21 protein-coding genes and 1 tRNA gene are annotated in these 21578 nt (G+C 63.8%); 14 read left to right on the forward strand and 8 right to left on the reverse strand.

Annotated features, from left to right (window positions below):
• Nucleotides 1-21 precede the first annotated feature (21 nt).
• Together J1C52_RS12270 and J1C52_RS12275 are read right to left on the reverse strand one after the other, a co-directional pair.
• The gene (locus J1C52_RS12270; protein WP_227428245.1) at nt 22-921 is read right to left on the reverse strand and encodes an aldo/keto reductase; all 900 of its coding nucleotides are present in this window, start codon (nt 919-921) and stop codon (nt 22-24) included.
• Nucleotides 921-2078, reverse strand: a complete 1158-nt coding sequence (locus J1C52_RS12275) for an LLM class flavin-dependent oxidoreductase (RefSeq protein WP_227428246.1) — start codon at nt 2076-2078, stop codon at nt 921-923. The genes J1C52_RS12270 and J1C52_RS12275 overlap by 1 nt, the downstream gene beginning before the upstream one ends.
• Before the next feature lie 158 nt (nt 2079-2236).
• Here J1C52_RS12275 and J1C52_RS12280 point away from each other — a divergent pair, with 158 nt between their 5' ends.
• A complete protein-coding gene (locus J1C52_RS12280) occupies nt 2237-2977 on the forward strand; it encodes a ZIP family metal transporter (protein ID WP_227428247.1) in 741 nt (246 codons plus the stop codon).
• Between the two features lie 8 nt (nt 2978-2985).
• On the opposite strand, the gene rlmH is transcribed toward J1C52_RS12280, so the two are convergent.
• On the reverse strand, nt 2986-3456 hold the full coding sequence (rlmH, locus tag J1C52_RS12285) for a 23S rRNA (pseudouridine(1915)-N(3))-methyltransferase RlmH (protein WP_227428248.1): 471 nt from the start codon (nt 3454-3456) through the stop codon (nt 2986-2988).
• 9 nt (nt 3457-3465) lie between these two features.
• Nucleotides 3466-3858 (reverse strand): ribosome silencing factor, encoded by a 393-nt coding sequence (gene rsfS, locus J1C52_RS12290; RefSeq protein ID WP_255618491.1) that lies wholly within the window; start codon nt 3856-3858, stop codon nt 3466-3468.
• A 325-nt stretch (nt 3859-4183) separates the two neighbouring features.
• On the opposite strand from rsfS, the gene leuC reads away from it, so the two are divergent.
• From leuC to J1C52_RS12310, 4 genes are all read left to right on the forward strand, one after another.
• Nucleotides 4184-5593 carry a 3-isopropylmalate dehydratase large subunit gene (leuC, locus tag J1C52_RS12295; protein WP_227428250.1) on the forward strand — a complete coding sequence of 470 codons (1410 nt, stop codon included), beginning with the start codon at nt 4184-4186 and terminating at the stop codon, nt 5591-5593.
• A gap of 66 nt (nt 5594-5659) precedes the next feature.
• The gene (gene leuD, locus J1C52_RS12300) at nt 5660-6265 is read left to right on the forward strand and encodes a 3-isopropylmalate dehydratase small subunit (RefSeq protein ID WP_227428251.1); all 606 of its coding nucleotides are present in this window, start codon (nt 5660-5662) and stop codon (nt 6263-6265) included.
• A gap of 264 nt (nt 6266-6529) precedes the next feature.
• The gene (locus J1C52_RS12305; protein ID WP_227428252.1) at nt 6530-7372 is read left to right on the forward strand and encodes a hypothetical protein; all 843 of its coding nucleotides are present in this window, start codon (nt 6530-6532) and stop codon (nt 7370-7372) included.
• Between the two features lie 20 nt (nt 7373-7392).
• Nucleotides 7393-8436, forward strand: coding sequence for an endonuclease/exonuclease/phosphatase family protein (locus tag J1C52_RS12310; protein WP_227428253.1), 1044 nt, complete (start codon nt 7393-7395; stop codon nt 8434-8436).
• Here the strand turns inward: J1C52_RS12310 and dapA are convergent.
• Nucleotides 8429-9307, reverse strand: coding sequence for a 4-hydroxy-tetrahydrodipicolinate synthase (dapA, locus tag J1C52_RS12315; RefSeq protein ID WP_227428254.1), 879 nt, complete (start codon nt 9305-9307; stop codon nt 8429-8431). The genes J1C52_RS12310 and dapA overlap by 8 nt on opposite strands.
• Nucleotides 9308-9403: 96 nt before the next feature.
• On the opposite strand from dapA, the gene J1C52_RS12320 reads away from it, so the two are divergent.
• Nucleotides 9404-11374 (forward strand): lytic transglycosylase domain-containing protein, encoded by a 1971-nt coding sequence (locus J1C52_RS12320; RefSeq protein ID WP_227428255.1) that lies wholly within the window; start codon nt 9404-9406, stop codon nt 11372-11374.
• Here J1C52_RS12320 and J1C52_RS12325 read toward each other — a convergent pair.
• Nucleotides 11371-12213, reverse strand: coding sequence for a sulfotransferase family protein (locus J1C52_RS12325; protein WP_227428256.1), 843 nt, complete (start codon nt 12211-12213; stop codon nt 11371-11373). The genes J1C52_RS12320 and J1C52_RS12325 overlap by 4 nt on opposite strands.
• Before the next feature lie 79 nt (nt 12214-12292).
• On the opposite strand from J1C52_RS12325, the gene J1C52_RS12330 reads away from it, so the two are divergent.
• The 5 genes from J1C52_RS12330 to queG all read left to right on the forward strand — a co-directional run bounded on the left by J1C52_RS12330 (nt 12293) and on the right by queG (nt 16954).
• Nucleotides 12293-12676 carry a histidine triad nucleotide-binding protein gene (locus J1C52_RS12330; protein ID WP_227428257.1) on the forward strand — a complete coding sequence of 128 codons (384 nt, stop codon included), beginning with the start codon at nt 12293-12295 and terminating at the stop codon, nt 12674-12676.
• A 36-nt stretch (nt 12677-12712) separates the two neighbouring features.
• Nucleotides 12713-12786 (forward strand) — tRNA-Cys (locus tag J1C52_RS12335).
• Nucleotides 12787-13022: 236 nt separating this feature from the next.
• Nucleotides 13023-14456 (forward strand): mannose-1-phosphate guanylyltransferase/mannose-6-phosphate isomerase, encoded by a 1434-nt coding sequence (locus J1C52_RS12340; protein ID WP_227428258.1) that lies wholly within the window; start codon nt 13023-13025, stop codon nt 14454-14456.
• On the forward strand, nt 14456-15877 hold the full coding sequence (locus J1C52_RS12345; protein WP_227428259.1) for a phosphomannomutase: 1422 nt from the start codon (nt 14456-14458) through the stop codon (nt 15875-15877). Before J1C52_RS12340 ends, J1C52_RS12345 begins: the two co-directional genes overlap by 1 nt.
• A gap of 39 nt (nt 15878-15916) precedes the next feature.
• Nucleotides 15917-16954: a tRNA epoxyqueuosine(34) reductase QueG gene (gene queG, locus J1C52_RS12350; protein ID WP_227428260.1), complete on the forward strand. Its 1038-nt coding sequence runs from the start codon at nt 15917-15919 to the stop codon at nt 16952-16954.
• Nucleotides 16955-16960: 6 nt separating this feature from the next.
• Here queG and zapE read toward each other — a convergent pair whose 3' ends face one another.
• Nucleotides 16961-18043 carry a cell division protein ZapE gene (zapE, locus tag J1C52_RS12355; RefSeq protein WP_227428261.1) on the reverse strand — a complete coding sequence of 361 codons (1083 nt, stop codon included), beginning with the start codon at nt 18041-18043 and terminating at the stop codon, nt 16961-16963.
• A 102-nt stretch (nt 18044-18145) separates the two neighbouring features.
• Between zapE and sseA the strand changes: the two genes are divergently transcribed.
• Genes sseA through J1C52_RS12370 form a run of 3 tightly spaced genes read left to right on the forward strand, consistent with a single transcriptional unit; the run spans nt 18146 to nt 20740 of the window.
• Nucleotides 18146-18991: a 3-mercaptopyruvate sulfurtransferase gene (sseA, locus tag J1C52_RS12360; RefSeq protein ID WP_227428262.1), complete on the forward strand. Its 846-nt coding sequence runs from the start codon at nt 18146-18148 to the stop codon at nt 18989-18991.
• The gene (locus tag J1C52_RS12365) at nt 18988-19548 is read left to right on the forward strand and encodes a GNAT family N-acetyltransferase (protein WP_227428263.1); all 561 of its coding nucleotides are present in this window, start codon (nt 18988-18990) and stop codon (nt 19546-19548) included. Before sseA ends, J1C52_RS12365 begins: the two co-directional genes overlap by 4 nt.
• A gap of 4 nt (nt 19549-19552) precedes the next feature.
• Entirely contained in the window at nt 19553-20740 is a 1188-nt protein-coding gene (locus J1C52_RS12370; RefSeq protein ID WP_227428264.1) for an aromatic amino acid transaminase, read from the forward strand.
• A 43-nt stretch (nt 20741-20783) separates the two neighbouring features.
• Here J1C52_RS12370 and ubiG read toward each other — a convergent pair whose 3' ends face one another.
• Complete coding sequence (gene ubiG / locus J1C52_RS12375; RefSeq protein ID WP_227428265.1) at nt 20784-21527, reverse strand: bifunctional 2-polyprenyl-6-hydroxyphenol methylase/3-demethylubiquinol 3-O-methyltransferase UbiG; 744 nt, start codon at nt 21525-21527, stop codon at nt 20784-20786.
• Nucleotides 21528-21578 lie beyond the last annotated feature (51 nt).

Raw genomic sequence — 21578 nt, forward strand, 5'->3', positions numbered from 1 at the left:
GATGAAAGTCCGGCCTTATGGTCAGGGCACCTCTTGCCCCGCCGCCGCGGTCCAGAGTTCGAACCAGTCCTCGCGTGTCAGCGTCACTTTCGCGGCATCCCCGATGCGCGCGATCCGCTGTAGCGAATTCGTGCCCAGCACCGGCAGAATGCGGGCCGGATGTGCCAGAAGCCACGCTACCGCGACCGCGTCCATACCCACCCCTTGCGCTTTTGCGTGCCGTTCCAGATGCGGGCGCAAGCGCATGGCCGCGTCGCCCTCTCCGAACAGCGCGCCGCCGCCCAAGGGCGACCATGCCATCGGGGGCAGGCCAAGCTTTTGCAGATGTGCCAGATCGCCATTCGTGAACGCGTCCCGCGCCAGTAGGCTGATCTCGATCTGGTTGGTGCAAAGCGGCGTCGTCATGGCAGATTGCAGCAAATCCCAATCCCATGGCCGGAAATTCGACACGCCCACGGCGCGCAGCTTGCCTTCGGCTACCAATGCATCCAGCACCGCGCCGGTTTCCTGATGGTCCATCAGCGGGTCGGGGCGGTGGATCAGCAACAGGTCAATCCGGTCGGTCGCCATATTGCTGAGCGACGCCTCGACCGAGGCGCGGATATGCGCGGCGCTGGTGTCGTAATACTTCACCCGCGCCGAGGCATATTTGCCGATCGGGGCCACGATGTCGCATTTCGTGACCAGTTCCACCTTGTCGCGCAGGCCGGGGCTTGCACGAAATGCCGCGCCGAGCAACGCCTCTGCGCCATAGTCGCCATAGATGTCGGCCTGGTCCATGGTGGTGATGCCTTGGGCCAAGCACGCCTCGACCTTAGCTTGCACATGGGCGGGGCTGGTGTCGGCGTCATCGCCCAGCCGCCACATGCCATAGACAAGTCGCGACAAGGACAAGCTGTCGGTCAGATCAACACGTTCCATCAGACACGCTCCCCCACGCCCAGGGGCGTTGCCGGTGTTTCACTTGGCACGCGGCCATATTCATGCGGCAGCGAGCAGGTCGCCAGATTCGGCATGACCAACCGCCCGAATTGCTGGCATTCGTCCAGATGCGGATAGCCAGAAAAGATGAAGGCACGGATGCCCATCTTACGGTAACGCTCCAGCTTCGACAGCACCTGATCGGCGCTGCCCACAAGCGCCGCGCCACAGCCGGAACGCGCGCGACCCACGCCTGTCCAAAGGTTCGGTTCGGTATAGCCGAACTGGTCGGCCAATTCGCGCGCGCGCGCCTGATGTGACACGCCCAGACTGCCGCTGTCATGCGCGCGTTCGCGGATCAGGCGGCCATACTCGTCGTCCAGTTTGCTGACCAGATGGTCGGCGTATTCGCGCGCCTCTGCTTCGGTATCACGGACGATGACATGCACCCGCAGCCCGTAATCCAGCGTGCGGCCATGCGCCTCTGCCCTTGCATGGACCGCGCGCATCCGCTCGGCCAGTTGATCCTCGGTTTCGGGCCACATAAGGTAGACGTCGCATTGCGCCGCGCACAGCTCTAGCGCATCGGGCGAATAGCCGCCAAAATACAGAAGCGGTCCGCCGTTTTGCTGGTAGGGCTTGGCGGGCGCGGTGGGCACGCCCTTGAACTGGTAGATCTCGCCCTCGTGGTTGATCTCGTCCCGTTCCCACGCCTGCCGCAGGATCTGCACCACCTCATGGCTGCGTTTGTAGCGATAGGCGCTGTCGGCCACTTCGCCCGGAAAATCGGAACTGATGACATTCAGCGTCAGCCGACCTTTGAGCATGTGATCCAAGGTCGCCACGGTGCGGGCGAGCATGATGGGCTGCATCTCTCCGCAGCGAATGGCGGCCAGCATGTTGATCCGTTCCGTGACCTGACTGCCCGCCGCGACGAAACTGAGCGTGTCTTGCCCCACCTGATAGCTGGACGGGCACAGGATGTTGCGGAACCCCTGCGCTTCGGCGGATTTCAGAATGTCGCTACAATGCGCCCAACTGGACCGCAGCGCGCCATCTGGAACACCAAGAAACTGGTAGTCATCCGAACAGAGCGCGGCGAACCACGATATTTCGGCCGCCTCCAGATCGCCCGAAGTGACGGGAACGATGGTCATGTCTTCCTCCCATGCGGCCTGTTATGCGGCCACTTGAGACGGACCGTAGCAAAGCGGATTTTGTAAATCAATAATGTATCAATTTGGCCGGGCAGAAAAATGCTTGCGATCTCAGAGCGGCCCATTTATTAGAATAATTCTAATTTAAGAGAATCGCCATGACTGAGCCTACCCTCCTGATCGTCTTCATCGCGGCCCTTGTTACCGCCCTGGCCACCGGCCTTGGCGCGCTGCCGCTTTTGGCCGCGCGCTCTATGTCGGGGCGCGCACTATCCATGGGCAACGCGCTGGCGGCGGGTCTTATGCTGGCAGCAAGCGCGACGCTGGTGATGGAAGGGTTCGAATTGTCCGGCCCGCGCACCATCGGCGGCATCGTTCTGGGTGTCTTTGCCATCTGGCTGGTCAAGAAACTGCTGGACCGCCAAGGGGAAGTCAGCCTGGGCGACATGCAGGGCGCCGACGCCATGAAAGTGCTGATGATCATGGGGGTCATGACCGCGCATTCCGCCGCCGAAGGCATTGGTGTGGGTGTGGCCTTTGGCGGCGGCCGCCCGCTGGGTGACCTGATTACGATTGCAATCGCCCTGCATAACGTGCCCGAGGGGCTGGCGATTGCGTTGGTGATGGTGCCGCGCGGCGCAAGCGTGGCCAAGGCGGGCTGGTGGGCAATCGTGTCGTCGCTGCCGCAGCCCTTGCTGGCGGTCCCGGCCTTTCTGTTCGTGCTCTATTTCGCGCCAATCCTGCCCGTGGGCCTGGGCCTCGCAGCCGGGGCAATGCTGTGGATGATCTTCTCGGAACTCTTGCCAGAGGCGCAGGAAGATGCCGACAACTCGACCGTCGCCGTGGTCGTCACATTGGCCTTCGCCGCGATGATGGCCGCGACGCTCGTTCTGGGCTGATTAGCGCCTCAATCCCGGTGATAGGGGCTTCCCGACAGGATGGTGGCCGCGCGGTATATCTGCTCGGCCAGCATGACGCGGGCCAGCATATGCGGCCAGACCATATGTGACAGCGACAAAACCGAATCGGCCTGCGCGCGAAACTCCGGGTCCAGCCCATCCGCCCCGCCGATCACAAAGGCCAAGTCACGCGCACCACGGTCGCGCACATCTGCCATTAACCGCGCAAAATCGGGCGAGGTCATGAGCGCCCCGCGCTCATCCAGCGCCACGACATGCGCGCCTTCGGGGATCGCGCGCGCCAGAAGCGGCGCTTGCGCGGCAGGTGTCGCGGCCTTGCGCTCGTCCAACTCATGCTCTTCGCAGGGGCCAAGCGACAAGGGCCGCCCCGTGCGATTGAAACGCGTCAGGTAGTCGTCGATCAGGTCGCGCTCCGGCCCCTTGCGCAGGCGGCCCATGGCGCAGATATGCAGCTTCATTCCAAGCGGTCAGGCGCCCGCGCGCCCGATATCCTGCCACATCTTTTCAAGCTGATAGAACTCGCGCACTTCCGGGCGGAAGATATGCACAACCACATCGCCCGTGTCGATCAGCACCCAGTCGCCGGTATCCTTGCCCTCGACCCGCGCCGACAGACGAAAGGTTTCCTTCAGCCGGTCCATCAGCTTTTGCGCCATCGCCGCAACCTGCCGTGTCGACCGGCCAGAGGCGATGACCATCGTGTCCGCCATCGCCGATTTCCCCCGCAGGTCGATCTGCACGACATCTTCCGCCTTGTCATCGTCCAGCGAGGACAGGACCAGTTTCAGCAATGCCTCGCTTGTCACGGGCGTGGTTGCTTCAGGGCGGGCCGCAAGCGCGGGCGTATCGACGTAAGACAGGGCAAGACCTCCAGAGTTTGCTACCCGTTCAAGATAGCAGTTGCGGGGCGTTATCTCAATCACCGGGGGCTGTGCAATGCACTTCGTGATGAAGAAATGCACATATTGCGGACCGTTGCCATATCGCCCGCAACCAAGTATCTAGCGCGTCATGTATCGGTTTTTCGACATGACAGATCACGCGCGCCTGCCCCAGCGCTTCACGCATGAGAACCGCTCGGTTCTGGCGCGACTGCGCTGACCCGTGCCTGCGCGCAGGCCACGCCCTTGCGCCCGCGCGCCCGAAAGCCACGCAAAGACTTCGCTTTTTTCGAAAGATACAGCCATGCCAAAGACCCTCTATGACAAGATCTGGGATGCCCATGTCGTGCACGAAGACGCCGACGGCACCTGCCTTTTGTATATCGACCGCCACCTGGTGCACGAAGTGACCAGCCCGCAAGCCTTCGAAGGGCTGCGCATGGCGGGCCGCAAGGTGCGCGCGCCGGAAAAGACCATCGCCGTGCCCGACCATAACGTGCCCACCACCCCAGACCGCGAAAACGGCATCGAGAATGCCGAATCGCGCATCCAGGTCGAAGCACTGGACCGCAACGCCCGCGACTTCGGCGTGAACTACTACCCGGTCAACGATATTCGTCAGGGCATCGTGCATATCGTCGGCCCCGAACAGGGCTGGACGCTGCCGGGCATGACCGTGGTCTGCGGCGACAGCCATACGGCAACCCACGGGGCCTTTGGCGCGCTCGCCCACGGCATCGGCACATCGGAAGTGGAACATGTTCTGGCCACGCAAACGCTGATCCAGAAGAAATCCAAGAACATGAAGGTGGAAATCACCGGCTCCTTGCGGCCGGGTGTGACCGCCAAGGACATCACCCTGTCGGTTATCGGTGCCACCGGCACCGCGGGCGGCACGGGCTATGTCATCGAATATTGCGGCCAAGCCATCCGCGAACTGTCGATGGAAGGGCGCATGACCGTTTGCAACATGGCCATCGAAGGCGGCGCGCGCGCAGGTCTGATCGCCCCCGATGAAACCACCTTCGCCTATGTCAAGGGCCGCCCCCATGCGCCCAAAGGCGCGCAATGGGAAGCCGCGCTCGCATGGTGGAAAACGCTCTATTCGGACGATGATGCGCATTGGGACAAGGTCGTCACCCTGCGCGGCGAAGACATCGCGCCGGTCGTCACCTGGGGCACCTCGCCCGAAGACGTGCTGCCCATCACCGCGACCGTCCCCGACCCCGCAAGCTTCTCGGGCGGCAAGGTCGAGGCCGCGCGCCGTGCGCTCGACTATATGGGGCTGAAAGCGGGCCAGAAGCTCAGCGACATCGAGATCGACACCGTCTTCATCGGCTCTTGTACGAATGGCCGGATCGAAGACCTGCGCGCCGCCGCTGAAATCCTGAAAGGTCACAAGATCAAGGTCAAACGCGCCATGGTCGTGCCCGGATCGGGCCTTGTGCGCGCGCAGGCCGAAGAAGAGGGTCTGGCGCAGATCTTCATCGACGCTGGCTTCGAGTGGCGCCTCGCAGGCTGCTCGATGTGCCTCGCCATGAACCCCGATCAGCTTCAGCCGGGCGAGCGCTGCGCCGCCACCTCGAACCGCAATTTCGAGGGCCGCCAAGGCCGCGGGGGCCGCACACATCTCATGTCGCCCGCCATGGCCGCCGCGGCTGCCATCACCGGACGCCTGACCGATGTGCGCGATCTTGCGACCGAACCGGCCTGATTTCATCCTTGCAAAAATATCCTGGGGTCCGGGGCAAAGCCCCGGATGCGTCCGGAGGAGAGACCCATGGAAAAATTCACCACACTGACAGGCGTCGCGGCCCCGATGCCGCTGGTCAATATCGACACCGATATGATCATTCCCAAGCAGTTCCTGAAAACGATCAAACGTTCAGGGCTGGGCAAGAACCTGTTCGATGAGATGCGCTACGACAATGACGGAAACGAAATTCCCGATTTCGTGCTGAACCAGCCGGCCTATCGCAACGCGCAGATCCTTGTCGCGGGCGACAATTTCGGCTGCGGCTCGTCGCGCGAGCACGCGCCGTGGGCGCTTCTGGATTTCGGCATCCGCTGCGTCATCTCGACCAGCTTTGCCGACATCTTCTACAATAACTGCTTCAAGAACGGCATTCTGCCCATCGTGCTGCCGCAAGACCAGGTCGACGCCCTGATGGACGACGCCCGCAAGGGCGAGAACGCGCGCATCACGGTCGATCTGGACTCCCAGACCGTCACCGGGGCCGATGGGTCGGTTTACGCCTTTGAGATCGACTCGTTCAAGAAGCATTGCCTGCTGAACGGGTTGGATGACATCGGCCTCTCGCTCGAGAAAGTAGCGTCAATTGATGCTTTCGAGGCGCAGGCCGCCCAGTCACGCCCCTGGGTCTGAGCTTTGATTTTTCGCGATTTTCTGGCGGCATCCCTTTGGGGTGCCGCTTTTTTTCCACAAATTTGATGCAAAGGCGCGACAGTTCGACCTCGAAATTGCCCAAAGCCTTACCGATAGTCGGCATAGCACTTGCTAGGGTGACTAGAAATGGGCAACATTGTGTCAAGAATAAGGCAAGTCCGGGCGAACGGGCTGCTGGACAAGATCAAAGACCTGCGGGCAACGACCCCGCAAAAGGCATCGAGGCGAGGCAGTCGAACGTCCATGTCACATGTGGCACAGTGTTTCTTGCGCGGCATTCTGGTCGCAGTGCTGGTATTGCTGCCAGCGGTGCTCTTGCCCGGTGTGTCCCAGGACGTGGCCCAAGCCGTCACGCTGATCGCGCTGATTGCCGGGGCCGTTGTCATGGCGGAGTATGCTGCGGCCTATCCCGGACTGATAGAGTTTCGCGACGCCAAGCCCTATAATCGCCTGCGCTTTGCCATGCTGGCGCTGGTCGTTCTGGTGTTGACCCTGTTCCAGCGCGAAATCGCCAGCGGCCAGCCGGGCAGCTTGTCGGCGGTGGCATTCTGGCTTGCCGGCGCGTTCGATTTTGCCTTCAGCCCGATCCGGATGCTGGCCCTGTCCTTGCCCGAAGGGCTGCCCATCGCGCACCTGATAAACGTGATGGCAAGCGCCTCGCTGGCCTTCGTCACCAGCCTGCTGGGATTGTTAGGGTTTCTGGCTGCGATGGTGCTCGGCTACTGGCCGTCGAAGGGAAGCACCTTCAATGTCTGGATCAACCTGCCGAATTTCGACCCGACCAAAGGGGTCGATGTCGTGCAACGTCTGGAACGCGATGCCCAGATTAACGTCTTGTTAGGGGTTATCCTGCCATTCTCGCTTCCGGTTCTGTTGCATGTGTCCAGCCTGCTGGTTCAGCCGCTGACCTTTGAAACCGGTTTGACGATGGTATGGGGGATGGCCGTCTGGGCGTTTATTCCGATCAGCCTTATCACGCGGGGCGTGGCGATGTATCGGGTGGCACAGCTTATCCGCGCTCAGCGCCGTCGCATCGCAGAGGAAGAGGCCGCCGTGCCCTTGCCCGCGCGCTCTGCCTATTCCTGACCTTTTGCGCCACCACCTCGGTGGCGCAGACGGGTCGGACCGGGCAGGCAGATGCGATCCGCATCGCCTTTTGGCGCGTAGATCTGCACACGCGCGGCCCCGGAGAGGCGCTTGCCCAGATCCGTGACCGCCGCCCCAATGCGGCAGCCCTTGCACAGGTCATCGCCACGCTATCGCCCGATATCATGGTGCTGTCAGGCGTCGATTACGACATGCAGGGCCACACGCTGAGCGCCCTGCGTGATCTTGTGGCCGAGGCTGGCGTCACCTTCCCCCATCTTTTCGCGCCACAGCCCAATGCGGGCTTCGACAGCGGTCTGGACCTCAATCGCGATGGCCGGGCGCACGGCCCCGATGACGCGCATGGCCATGGCGACTATGCGGGCGAACGGGCACTCGCGGTCATGTCGCGCCACAAGCTGAACCTGCCCAAGCTGCGCGATTTCACCGGCTTCCTGTGGCGCGATTTGCCCGATGCCCTGCTCTATGGCGGGATGGGCCCCGCTTTGGCCGGGCATCACCGCCTGTCGAGCGTGGCCCATTTCGAGCTGCCCGTGACCCTGCCGGGGGGGCGCGAACTGGCGTTGCTGATCTATCAGGCCGGCCCGCCCGTCTTCGGCGATCACCCCGACCGAAATCGCAACCGCAACCATGACGAAACCGCCTTCTGGACGCGTCTTCTGGAGGGCGCATTGCCGGTGCCACCGCCGCCCGCCTCCTTCGTGCTGATCGGAGGCAGCAATCTGGACCCGTTCGACGGCGACGGACGAAACAGCGCCATGCGCGATTTGCTCGCGCATCCGGCGCTGCAAGACCCGCGGCCCGCCAGCCCTGGCGGTGCCGCCCACGCAGACCCCAACCATAACGGCCCGCCGCACCTCGACACGGTCGCCTGGGATACCGAGCAAGGCAATCTGAGGGTGTCTTACATCCTGCCCTCTGCCAAGCTGACCGTGACCGGCGCAGGCGTGTTGTGGCCACTGGCAGACGACCCGCTAGATGCGGTGCTGGCCGAAACCGGCACGCTGCACAAACCCGTCTGGGTGGATATCGCGGTTAATTGAGCAGCCCGGCATGGCGCATGGCCGCGTCCATGCGCGCCTTGGCCGTGTCGGTCAGTCCCAGAAGCGGCAAGCGCACCTCTTCACGGCAGCGCCCAAGCTGGGACAGGCCGTATTTTGCACCCACCAGCCCCGGCTCTGCAAAAATGGCCACGTGCAGCGGCATCAGGCGGTCATGGATTTCCAGCGCGCGGGCATAATCGCCCGCCAGCGTCGCCTCTTGAAATTCCGAGCAAAGGCGCGGCGCGACATTGGCGGTCACGGAAATGCAACCCACCCCGCCTTGCGCGTTGAAGCCCGGTGCGGTCGCGTCCTCGCCCGAGAGCTGAAGGAAATCGGGACCGCAGGCCATGCGTTGCAGGCTGACGCGCTCCAGCTTGCCGGTGGCGTCCTTCACCCCGATGATGCGCGGCAATTCGGCCAGCCGCGCCATGGTGTCGGGCATCATGTCGACCACAGAGCGACCGGGAATATTGTAGATGATGATCGGCAGATCGCAGGCATCATGCAGAGCGCGGTAATGCGCGATCAGACCCTCTTGCGTGGGCTTGTTGTAATAGGGTGTGACCACAAGGGCCGCATCTGCGCCGACCTCTTGCGCGTGCCGCAGGAAACCAATCGCTTCGATCGTGTTGTTCGACCCGGCACCGGCAATCACCGGAACGCGGCCCGCCGCGGCGCGCACGACTTCCTCGACCACGCGCTTGTGTTCGTCATGGCTGAGGGTGGGGCTTTCGCCGGTCGTGCCCACCGGCACCAAGCCATGAGAGCCTTCGGTAATCTGCCATTCGACCAGCGCGTGAAGCGCGTCGATGTCCAGCGCATTATCCTTGAGCGGCGTGACCAAAGCCGGAATGGAGCCTCTGATCTGCATGTGCCTCTCCTTGATCTTGCGCGATTGTGTGTTGCCGATAGGCTGTTGGCGGTTAGAACGATGCAAGGGCATTTTCAAGGTCTAAAGAGGTTTTTCATGCCAAAGCGTGCGCAATCGGTCTGGCTTGCAACCTGGCTTGCGGGGGCGCTGGCGCTTTCTGCGGTGCCGCTTTCGGCACAGCAGACACCGCCGCCGTCGCGCGAAGCCGGGCTTTTGGGCACTGCGTTCAGCGCGGGGGCCAGCGGCAACTGGGACGAGGCGCGCAGCATCGCCAGCCGGATCGGACCGGATGCGCGCACGCTGGTGGACTGGCAAGCCCTGCGCGCGGGCGAGGGGGATTTGCCAGATTTCGCCCGCTTTCTGGACGACCACGCACATTGGCCGCTGGCGCGCAGCCTGCAACGCAACGCCGAAGACAAGCTAGCGGGGGCCGATGCCGCCACCGTGCGCGCGTTCTTTGCCAACCGCCAACCGATAACCGATGACGGCAAGCTGGCCCTGACATTTGCGCTGGCAGACACCGACCGCGCCGCAGCCGAAGCCTTGGCGCGCGATCTGTGGCTGACTGCGCCCCTGTCCGAAACCGCAGAGGCGCGATTGCTGGCCAGCTTTGGACCGAGCTTGCAAGACCTGCACGCCGCGCGGGTCGATGCGCTATTGTGGGAAGGCGAACGCAGCGCGGCAGAGCGCAACCTGACCCGGCTGGATGCAAGCCAAGCTGCCCTAGCCCGCGCGCGTATCGCGTTGCAGGCGCGCCAATCGGGCGTGGACGCGCTGGTCGCCGCCGTGCCGGACGCGTTGCAGCGCGATCCGGGCCTTGCCCGCGACCGGTTCGACTTTCGCTATCGCTTTGTCAGCCGCGAGAGCGCGGCCGAGTTGATGTTGTCGCAGTCGCGCGCGCCCGAAGGGCTGGGCCGCGCCGAGGCTTGGGCGCAACGGCGCATCGTTCTGGTGCGCGGGGCCATGGCAGATGGCGATTACGAACGCGCCTATGCGCTGGCCACGCCGCACGGGCTGGACGACGGGATCGCCTTTGTCGATCTGGCCTTTCTGGCCGGGTTCATCGCGCTTGAATACCTGAACAAACCCGCCGAGGCGCTGGAGCATTTCCGCGCCCTGCGCGTGCGCGTGTCCAGCCCGATTTCGCTTGGGCGCGCGGGCTTTTGGGAGGGGCGCGCGCATGAACGGCTGGGCGACGCGATTTCGGCGCAAGCTGCTTATGAATTCGCCGCCGAACACCAGACCGCCTATTACGGTCAGCTTGCCGCCGATCGGCTAGGCCTGACGCTTGACCCTATGCTTATTGACGGGCCAAGCTACCCCGATTGGCGCGACACCGCGCTTGCGCAATCCGAACTGCTGCGCGCGGCGCAACTGCTGTATGACAGCGGCGACTGGTATGAAGCACGCCGCTTCCTGATGCATCTGGCCGAACAGCTGAGCACAGAGCCAGAGCTGGGTGCGCTCAGCGACCTTGCACTGGCTTGGGGCGAGCCGAATTTCGCGCTGAAGATCGCCAAGATCGCGGTCCAAGAGGGCATCGTTTTGCCGCGCGCCTATTTCCCCGTGCCGCAAGACGAGCGGCGCGGCCTGACGGCGCCCGATGATCTGGTTCTGGCCGTCACGCGGCGCGAGAGTGAATTCGACCCCCGCGCCCGCAGCCGCGCCGATGCGCGCGGATTGATGCAGCTTCTGCCCGGCACGGGCGAGATGATGGCGCGCAAGCTGAACGTGGCCTTCTCCCCCTCTGACCTGACGCAAGACCCCGTCCTGAACATGCGCCTTGGCGCGGCCTACCTGTCGCAGCTGCGCGACGAATTCGGCCCCTCGCTTGGGTTGGTGGCGGCAGGCTACAACGCCGGTCCCGGCAGGCCACGGTCATGGGTGGGCGAGATCGGCGACCCGCGCAACCCGCAGGTGGATTTCGTGACATGGGTGGAACGCGTGCCCTTCGCGGAAACCCGCAACTACATCATGCGCGTGGCCGAATCGCAGGTGGTGTATCGCAGCCGACTGGCGGGCAGCCCCCAGCCTATCGAGCTGGAAAGCCTGATCCGGGGGCGCTAACCGCCAAGGCCAGCCCAATGCGGCGGGTGCGGGTCGGCCAGCCTTTGATTCAGCGCAGCCAGGTCCAGCGCGCGGTCGGGCAGGACCGTTGCCGGGTCGAACGCCCGATAGCCGAACAAGTCGAAATCCCAACGGTAAATTTCATGCACCAGATGCAGGGTCAGGTCATCGAAATAGCTGTCCAAGGGCAGGTCGGGCCGGGCCGAGACATTGAACTGGGGCAAAGCCATCGGGCGGCGGTCAGGCGGCAGCTTGGCCAACACGGGTGCGACCCCATCCGCAAAATGCTCGACATGAAACAGGTGGTCGAAGGGCAGGCCATTGACCGTGAAGGACCGCAAATGCTGCGCCTGCGGGGTCCAGTGCCGGTCGAACCAGAAGCGGTCACGGTTGCGCAACGTATCCCGCAGGAACAGCACGAAGCGCCTGAAACCGGGGCGCGGGTCTGCCCCCTCTGACAAATCCGCCCCGTAATGCTGCATCAGAATGGCACGCAGATTGCCACGGTAATAGCTGCCATCGCGCTGCGTGGTGCAAACCTTGTCATGGTAGCAGGCCACGAGACGCGCATAGGGGTTGCGGATGGCCGAGAACACGAAACGGTCCGGGCGGGCAATGGCGTCGGCAAAGGCAGCAGAGGGCCATTTCACCACGTCTTCGGTCGCGTCATGCACATCACCCGCGAAGAACCGGCCATGATCGGCATGGTGCATTAGCTGGCCAAGCGTGGAACAGGCGGCCTTGGGCACTTCGCGGTAGATCAGCCCGGTCGCGCGGCTGGCCCAACCGCCTGCAAAGCGGCCGGGGTATAGGCTCATGCCACTGGCTGGCCGCTGCATGATCGCCCCTTTCCTCGGCCCTTCCCTATGATAGGTGAAGCGCGTAACCTGCCCCAAACCGACACCGTCCGAGGATCCGATGCCCTATTCATACGACGACCAGAACATTTTCGCCAAGATATTGCGCGGTGAGATTCCCTGCAAAAAGGTGGCCGAGAGCACGCATTGCCTGGCTTTCCACGACATCGCGCCGCAAGCCCCGCAGCATGTGCTGGTCATTCCCAAGGGCGCCTATGTCACCTATGACGACTTCGCCCAGAATGCGAGCGATGCCGAGATCGCCGATTTCACCCGCATGTTGGCCAAGGTCTGCGCGCAACTGGGCGTCTGCCCGACAGAAGGCGAAGGCGGGTATCGCCTGATTTCGAACGCAGGGCCGGACGCCAACCAGGAAGTGCCCCACCTGCATGTGCATATCCTTGCTGGCACGAATATTGGCCCGCTGACCGCGAAGCGCACTTGACGCGACGCCAGCAAGCCAATACTTGCAGCGTCCAGAGGCGAGTTGGCGGAGTGGTTACGCAGCGGATTGCAAATCCGTGTACACCGGTTCGATTCCGGTACTCGCCTCCAGCCCCTCAAACACCCGCGCATTCGAAAGATTGGTCGCTCATCTGGGCTGGCTGAACGCGATTGCGTATAAGTCTTTAGCGATGGCGTTCCGCCACGCTCTTGGTCGCACGGGCCGCGCGCGGCCTTGTGCAAGTTTGGGTTGACTAGACCCGCATAAAGACGCTTTCATTCAACTTCAGGTTACACGCCCACAAGGCTGCGTCACTTGCGCGCTCGCCCCGAAACTGGATGAAGCCATGCTGATACATCCTGTCCTGCTCTGCGGCGGATCTGGAACACGGTTATGGCCGCTGTCGCGAAAGTCTTATCCGAAGCAATTCACACCGATCATGGGGGAGCGTAGCTTGCTGCAAAGCTCTGCCCGGTTGGTATCGGGTCCGGGCTTCGCCGCCCCCACGATTGTCACCGCCGCCGATTTTCGCTTCATTGTCACGGAACAACTGGCCGAGATCGGCATCGAGCCCGGCGCCATCTTGCTGGAACCTTCGCCTCGCAATACCGCGCCAGCGATCTTGGCCGCAGCCCTTTCCCTTGGCGACGACAGCCTTGTGCTGGTTACACCATCCGATCATGTCATTCCCGACCCCGACCGGTTTCGCCAAACACTCTTGGCCGGGGTGCCCGCCGCGCGGCAAGGGCAGCTTGTCACATTCGGCATAAAACCGGACCGGGCGGAAACCGGCTATGGCTGGCTGGAACTGAACACAAGCATCGACGACCTGTGCCATCCGGTGCCCCTTGCGTTGCAGCGCTTTGTCGAAAAGCCCGACGCGATCACGGCTCAGACCATGCTGGCCACTGGTCGGCACTTGTGGAATGCCGGGGTCTTTCTGTTCCGCGCCGATGCGATGATCCGCGCCTTTCAGACCTACCAGCACCGGATGCTGGCCGCGGTGCAAGATGCGCTTGCCGCCGCCACCCCGGACCTGGGTTTCACCCGGCTGGGTGCCGCCGCGTGGGACGCGGCCCAAGACATCTCGATTGACTATGCCGTCATGGAAAAGGCCGACAACCTGACGGTCATTCCCTATGGCGGCGAATGGTCCGACCTTGGCGGATGGGAGGCGGTCTGGCGCGAAAGCGTACCCGATGCCCATGGCGTGGTGACAACCGGTGCCTCTCTGGCAATCGACTGCCGCGACACGCTGCTGCGCTCTGAAACAGAGACCATGCAAATCGTGGGCATCGGGCTGGACAATATCGTTGCCGTTGCCATGCCCGACGCGGTCCTGGTCGCACACAAGGATTGCGCGCAAGACGTCAAACAGGCCGTGAGCGCGCTGAAGCGGCAACGTACCCCGCAGGCGGAAACCCTGCCCCGCGCCTATCGACCATGGGGCTGGTATGAAAGCCTTGCACTGGGCCCGCATTTCCAAGTCAAACGCATCCATGTCCATCCCGGTGCGGCCCTTAGCCTGCAATCGCACAAACACCGCTCAGAGCATTGGGTCGTGGTGCAGGGCACCGCCAAGGTCACGGTGGATGACGAGATCCGGATCGTCACGGAAAACCAGTCCGTGTTCATTCCGCTCGGGGCCGTGCACCGGCTGGAAAACGCGGGCAGCCAGCCCATGGTCCTGATCGAAGTGCAAACCGGCAGCTATCTGGGCGAAGATGACATCATTCGTTACGATGACGTTTATGCCCGCGCGCTGTCCGCGCCGGACTGATGGGGCCGAAATTCGGAACATCGGGGCTGCGCGGGCTGGTGGCGGATTTGACGCCAGAGCGTATAGAGGCGCATGTCTCTGCATTCCTGACGGTCTGCCAAACCGGCGGCAAGCTGTTTGTCGGGCGTGACCTGCGCCCAAGTTCGGGCCGGATCGCCCAGACCGTGATCGCCCGCGCCTTGGCGCATGGGGTCAGCGTCAGCGATTGCGGCCCCGTGCCGACGCCCGCCCTGGCGCTTGCGGCGCAAAGCGCCAGCGCAGGCGCGATCATGGTCACGGGCAGTCACATTCCCGCAGACCGGAACGGGCTGAAATTCTACACCCTCCAAGGCGAGATCACCAAGGCAGAGGAATCCGCGATTTCGGCCGCATTGGGCAGTCGCGCGACATCTTTGGCGCGCGGCGTATTGCATCGCCATGATGCACTTGCGCCCTTCATGGCGCGCTATTGCACCGCCTTTGGCACGCAGGCTCTGGCCGGGCGCAGACTGGTGGTTTGGTCTCATAGCGCGGTCGGGCGCGATATTTTGGTCGACATCTTGCGCAGCTTGGGCGCAACCGTCACAGAGGTCGCGCGCGCGGATCATTTCATCCCGGTCGATACCGAAGCAGTCGCGGACACCGACCGCGCCTTTCTGCAAGAGATCGCGCGACTACATAGATGCGACGCCATCCTCTCGACCGATGGCGACAGCGACCGCCCGCTGATGACCGATGAAACCGGCAAGCTGGTGCCCGGTGACATCCTTGGCCAGATCGCGGCGCAATACCTTGGCGCCGATACGGTCGTCACGCCCATCACCTCGAATAGCGGGGCAGAGCAGAAGGGCTGTTTCAGATCGGTGATCCGCACGAGAATCGGCTCTCCCTACGTGATTGCGGGCATGGCGGGCGCGGCGGGGCGCGTTGCGGGATACGAGGCCAATGGCGGCTTCCTTCTGGGCTATGGCGCCCAAGGCCCGGCTGGCCCGCTGCCTGCGCTCATGACACGCGACAGCTATTTGCCGATGATCGCGGCGCTTGTGGCGGCTGGCCCAAAGGGGCTGGCTGCCCGCGTCGCGGCAGAGCCTGCGCGCTTTACCGCCAGCACGCGGCTGGAACAGGTGCCGACTGCCATGTCGGCGGCGCTTGTGGACCGGCTGCGCACCGCGTCCGATGTGCAAGCGGCCCTCGTAGCCAGTCTTGGCCAAGATACGGTAAGCGATGTCACGACCATCGACGGGCTGCGCCTGACCTTGGGCAAGGGGCGGATCGTGCATCTGCGCGCGTCGGGCAATGCACCGGAACTGCGGCTCTACACAGAGGCAGAGACCGAACGCACCGCCAATGACCTGCTTGCCCGGCTGCATCGCACGATCGCCGACATGCTTGCGGCAGACAGCTCTCCAGCCCTGCGCCGCGCCACACCCCGAACCGGGTGACAGGTTGCCAGCGCCGCCTTTTTGCGCGATGCCAGCGGAATGTCGGATGATCTGAAACAGGCTTTGCGCAAGGCAGCGCTGGAATTCGGGTTCACGGCCTGCGCCGTGACGCATCCGAATGCCATTCCAGACGCGCCGCAAAGGCTGCGCGCCTTTGTCGAGGCTGGCCACCATGGCCAGATGGGCTGGATGGCCGAGCGCATGGAATGGCGCGGCAACCCCGCCGCGCTTTGGCCTCAGGCACGCAGCATCATCATGCTGGCCGAAGCCTATACCCCCGATCACAACCCGCTGGACCTGCTAGAGCAGCGCGAGGCGGGCGTGATCTCTGCCTATGCGCAGGGGCGCGATTACCATGATGTGGTCAAGAAACGGCTGAAACGGCTGGGCCGCTGGTTGATCGAGCAGGCGGGCGGCGAGATCAAGGTCTTTGTCGATACGGCACCCGTCATGGAAAAGCCCTTGGCAGAGGCGGCGGGTTTGGGCTGGCAGGGCAAGCACACCAACCTTTTGTCGCGCGAGTTGGGAAACTGGTTCATTCTTGGTGCCATTTTCACCACTCTTGACCTGCCCCCCGACACGCCGGCGCAAGGGCATTGTGGCAGTTGCCGCGCTTGTCTGGACATTTGCCCGACAGGTGCCTTTCCAGCGCCCTACCAGCTGGACGCGCGGCGCTGTATTTCCTACCTGACGATCGAGCATCACGGCCCCGTGCCCGAAGAGTTGCGCGCCAAGATGGGCAATCGCATTTATGGATGTGACGATTGCCTTGCGGTCTGCCCTTGGAACAAATTCGCCACTGACGCGCGAGAGGTGAAATATGCCGCCCGCGACGGCATGATCGCGCCAGACCTTGGCGAGCTGGCACGGCTGGATGACGCCGCCTTCCGCGCGCGGTTCTCCGGCTCTCCCATCAAGCGGATCGGGCGGGGGCGCTTCGTGCGCAACGTGCTTTACGCCATTGGCAATTCCGGCAGCCCCCGGCTGAAGCCCGTCGCGCAAGCCCTCTGCAATGACGCCGACCCTGTTGTCGCAGACGCGGCCCAATGGGCGGTGGCGCGGTTATCGTCGCGCTAGGGCGGATCAGCCCTGCCAATCCGCGCTTTGCATTTCGCGCAGGCGGCTGGCTGTGCGTTCGAATTCAAAGGCGCCGGTGCCCTCGGTATATAGCTTTTCCGGCTCTGCCGCCGCAGAGGCGATCAGGCGCACACGCCCCTCGTAAAGCGCATCTACCAGCGTGACGAAACGTTTGGCCTGATTGTAATTGCCGGAAGATAGCTGCGGAATGTCATCAAGGATCAACACGCGCAGCGCCTCTGCAATGGCAAGATAGTCGGCCGCGCCCGAGGGCTGGCCGCACAGCTCCCAGAACGATGCCCGGCCCACGCCGTTATGCGCCTTGGGGATGACCACGTCACGGCCCGTGACCCGCAGACGCAATTCATGGCCCGGATCGTGGCCGGTCAGGTCGTCCCAAAGCTGGTCCAGCCGCGCGCGGGCCTGTGCGCCCGACGGGGCGAAATAGACCTGTGCGCCCGCCAGTCGATGCTGGCGGTAATCGGTTTCCGATTCCAGGTGGTGCACGACCATGCGGGCCTTCAGCATGTCGATAAAGGGCAGGAACAGCGCGCGGTTCAGCCCGTCTTTATACAGATCATCCGGCGGGCGGTTCGAGGTGGTCACAATCGCCACGCCCGCATCCATCAGCCGCTCGAACAAGCGGCCCACGACCATGGCATCGGTGATGTCGGTGATCTGCATCTCGTCAAAGGCCAGCAAGCGCACCTGCGCGGCCACTGCATCGGCCACCGGGGCCAGCGCATCTTGCGTGTTGGCTTGGCGGGCCTTGTGCATACCCGCGTGGATTTCCTGCATGAAGGCGTGGAAATGCACCCGCCGCTTGGGAACATCGCCCGCATGGGCCACGAACAGGTCCATCAACATGGATTTGCCACGCCCCACCCCGCCCCACAGATATAGCCCTGGCACAGGTGCGGGCTTGGCGCGGCCAAACAACCCCCTCAGCCCGCCAGCCTTGGCCGCGGGCTGTGCCAGATGCTCCAGGATCGGCTGGAACAATGGCAGGGCCGCGCGCTGTGCCGGGTCGGGGCGCAGCGTGCCGTCTTCGATCTTGCGGTCGTAAAGCGCGGTCAGCGTGTCGGTCATCCCAGAGTGAATACGCCAAGGGGCAGCCCGCGAAAAGCCCCGCTTGCCAGTCTGCACCTGCCTCGGTAGGTGTAAACAAGCACGATAGCCAAGGGGGCAAACATGGACGATCCGAAAACGCTGGTTTCTACCGAATGGCTGGCCGCGCATTTGTCCGACCCCGATCTGCGCGTGCTGGATGCAAGCTATTACATGGCCGCGACCGGGCGCGACGCGAAAGCGGAATATGAGCGCGCGCATATCCCCGGTGCGCGTTTCTTTGATATTGACGACATCAGCGACCACCGCTCTGCCCTGCCCCACATGGCCCCCCCGGTCGAGAAATTCATGTCGCGCACCCGCGCCATGGGCGTGGGCGATGGGCATCAGGTGGTGGTCTACGACGGCTCTGGCCTGTTCTCGGCCGCGCGCGTGTGGTGGATGTTCCGGCTGATGGGTAAAACCGACATCGCCGTGTTGGATGGCGGTTTTCCGAAATGGCAAGCCGAAGGCCGCCCGGTCGAAGATATGCCCCCCGTCCTGCGCGAACGCCACATGACCGCGCAGCGCCAGCCGCATCTGGTGAAGGATGTCAGCCAGGTCGCCGCCGCGATCAAGCTGCGTGACTGGCAAATTCTGGACGCCCGCAGCCCCTCGCGCTTTCGCGGCGACGAACCAGAGCCGCGTGAAGGCTTGCGCTCGGGCCATATGCCGGGCGCGCTGAACCTGCATTATGCCGAATTGCTGAATGCCGATGGCACCATGAAGCGCGGCGACGCGCTGCGCGCGGCGTTCGAGGGCGCGGGCGTCGATCTTGACCGCAAGGTGATTACCACCTGCGGGTCGGGCGTGACGGCGGCGATCCTGTCGTTGGGGCTGGAAATTCTGGGCCACCGCGACCACGCGCTTTATGATGGGTCATGGTCGGAATGGGGTCTGTTCCCAGACCTGAAGGTGGAACAGGGATGACCACCTACCGCGCCGGGGAAACAGTTCCCTACACTGTCACATTCTTGGAAATGACCGAACGGCCAAGCTATGACTGGCCGCACACCCCGACAGCCATGACAGGCGCGCTGCTGCGTGCCGAAGCGCCGCCCGTCTGGTATTTCCGCGCGCTCTATGATGCGGTTGGCCGCGACTACGCCTGGACAGACCTGCACGCCAGCGAGGATGCAGAAATCGACGCTTGGCTGAAGAAGCCAGAAGTCGCGCTTTATTCGCTGATCGACAAGGGCTGGCCGCACGGCTTCTTCCTGCTGGATTGGTCGGCGGGCGAGACATGCGAGCTGTGCTATTTCGGGTTGGTGCCCGGCGTTGTCGGGCGTGGCTTCGGGTCGTGGATGCTGCGCACCGCGATCCTGACGGCTTGGGCGCAAGACGGGGTCGGCAAGCTGACGGTCAACACCTGCACGCTCGACCATCCGCGCGCGCTGATCCAGTACCAGCGGCACGGGTTTTCCGTGGTCCGGCGCGAGGACCGCACGCGCCTTCTGACCCGCGACTGGACCAAGGCACAGGACTAAACCTATGTTCGAAACCCTGCCCGCCCCCAAGATGGACGGCATCATCGCGCTGATGCAGGCCTATGCCGAAGACCCGCGCGCGGATAAGATCGACCTTGGCGTGGGGGTCTATCGCGACGCACAGGGCCGCACCCCGGTCATGCGCGCGGTCAAGGCCGCAGAGGCGCGGATACTGGCCGAGCAGGACAGCAAAAGCTACCTGTCGTTGGCGGGGGACGCTGCGTTTCTTAACGCGATGGAAGGGCTGCTTCTGGGCGGTGCCGTGCCCAGCGCGCGTGTGGCTGCCGTGGGCACGCCGGGCGGCACGTCGGCGGTGCGCCAGATTTGCGACTTGGTTGCCAAGGTGCGCCCCGGCACAACCGTCTGGGTCAGCGCGCAGACATGGCCGAACCACGGCCCGCTGATCGCAGCGGCGGGGTTGCAGGCGCGGCCCTACCGTTATCTGGATGCGGACGCGGGCGCGCTTGACCGCGACGGCATGTTTGCCGATCTGGGGGCCGCGCAACCCGGCGAGGTGGTTCTGCTGCATGGCTGCTGCCACAACCCCACGGGCGTGGACCTGTCCCCCCAAGACTGGGCAGAGGTCGCCGCCCTTCTGGAGAGCACAGGCGCCACCCCCTTCGTGGACATGGCCTATCAGGGCTTTGGCGAAGGGCTGGATGCCGATGCGGGCGGGTTGCGCCATCTGGCGGCGCGTTTGCCCGAAGTGCTGATCGCGGCCAGTTGTTCCAAGAATTTCGGCCTCTATCGCGACCGGGTGGGCATTGCGATGGCGGTTGTGCCCGAAAACAACCGCGCGAGCCTTGCGACGTCGCTTGCGGGCCTGAGCCGCCAGAGTTTCGCCTTCCCGCCCGACCATGGGGGCCGCGTGGTCAGCACCATCCTGGGCGATCCGCTGCTGCGCGCCCAGTGGCAGGAAGAACTGGACGAGATGCGCAGCCGCGTGCAAACCAACCGCCGCGCGCTGGCCGATGCGCTGCGCGCGGCAACCGGGTCCGACCGCATGGGCAGCGTAGCCGCGCAACAGGGCATGTTTTCCATCCTGCCGCTGTCAGAGGCGCAGGTGACACAGCTGCGCGAAGAGCATGGCATCTACATGCTGTGGGACGGGCGGGTGAACATGGCGGGGCTGGACCCGTCGCGCGCGGGCGATGTTGCGCGCGCGGTGGCGCAGGTGATGCGCAGCGCGTGACACGCGCCCCGGGCTTGACCCGGGGCCTTGCGGTCAACCGGGCCTATGCGCCCGGTTTTACCGACGCCGTCACGTAATTCACCGACAAGTCGCGCTCGGACAGCGACCAGTTCCACCGGATTTTGTCGAACACGAACCCGGTGCGGTCCACCGGCTCCAGCCCCGCACGGCGGATCAGGTCGTATAGCTCATCCGGCGTGATGAACTTGGCCCAGTCATGCGTGCCCTTGGGTAGCCAGCGCATGACATATTCCGCGCCGATGATCGCCATCAGGTAGCTTTTCGGGTTGCGGTTCAGGGTCGAGCAGACCATCAGCCCGCCCGGTTTCAAAAGCTGCTGACACGCCGTCAGATAGGCCAGCGGGTCGGCCACATGTTCGACCACTTCCATGTTCAGCACGACATCGAACTGCTCGCCGGCTGCCGCCATATCCTCGGCCGTGGTGTGGCGGTAGTCGATCTGCAAGCCTTCCTGTTGCGCATGAATTTGCGCCACCGGAATGTTGCGCTCTGCGGCATCGGCGCCGACCACCTCTGCCCCAAGCCGTGCCATGGGTTCCGACAGCAACCCGCCGCCGCAGCCAATATCCAGCAGGCGCAACCCTTCGAAGGGCACGGGCGCGGTCAGGTCACGGTCAAATTCGGCGGCAATCTGGCGGGTGATATAGTCCAGCCGGCAGGGGTTGAGCATGTGCAGCGGTTTGAACTTGCCGTTCGGATCCCACCATTCGGCGGCCATCGCCTCGAATTTCGCCACCTCGGCAGGGTCAATCGTGGTTATGGTCATGGTCCCCTCGGTTTTTTCCAACTGCCCCATGGCGGGCGACTGAGCCGATCT

Origin of the sequence: Roseibaca sp. Y0-43 (assembly GCF_020667835.1) — a bacterium.
In the GTDB taxonomy this organism is placed as follows: domain Bacteria; phylum Pseudomonadota; class Alphaproteobacteria; order Rhodobacterales; family Rhodobacteraceae; genus Roseinatronobacter.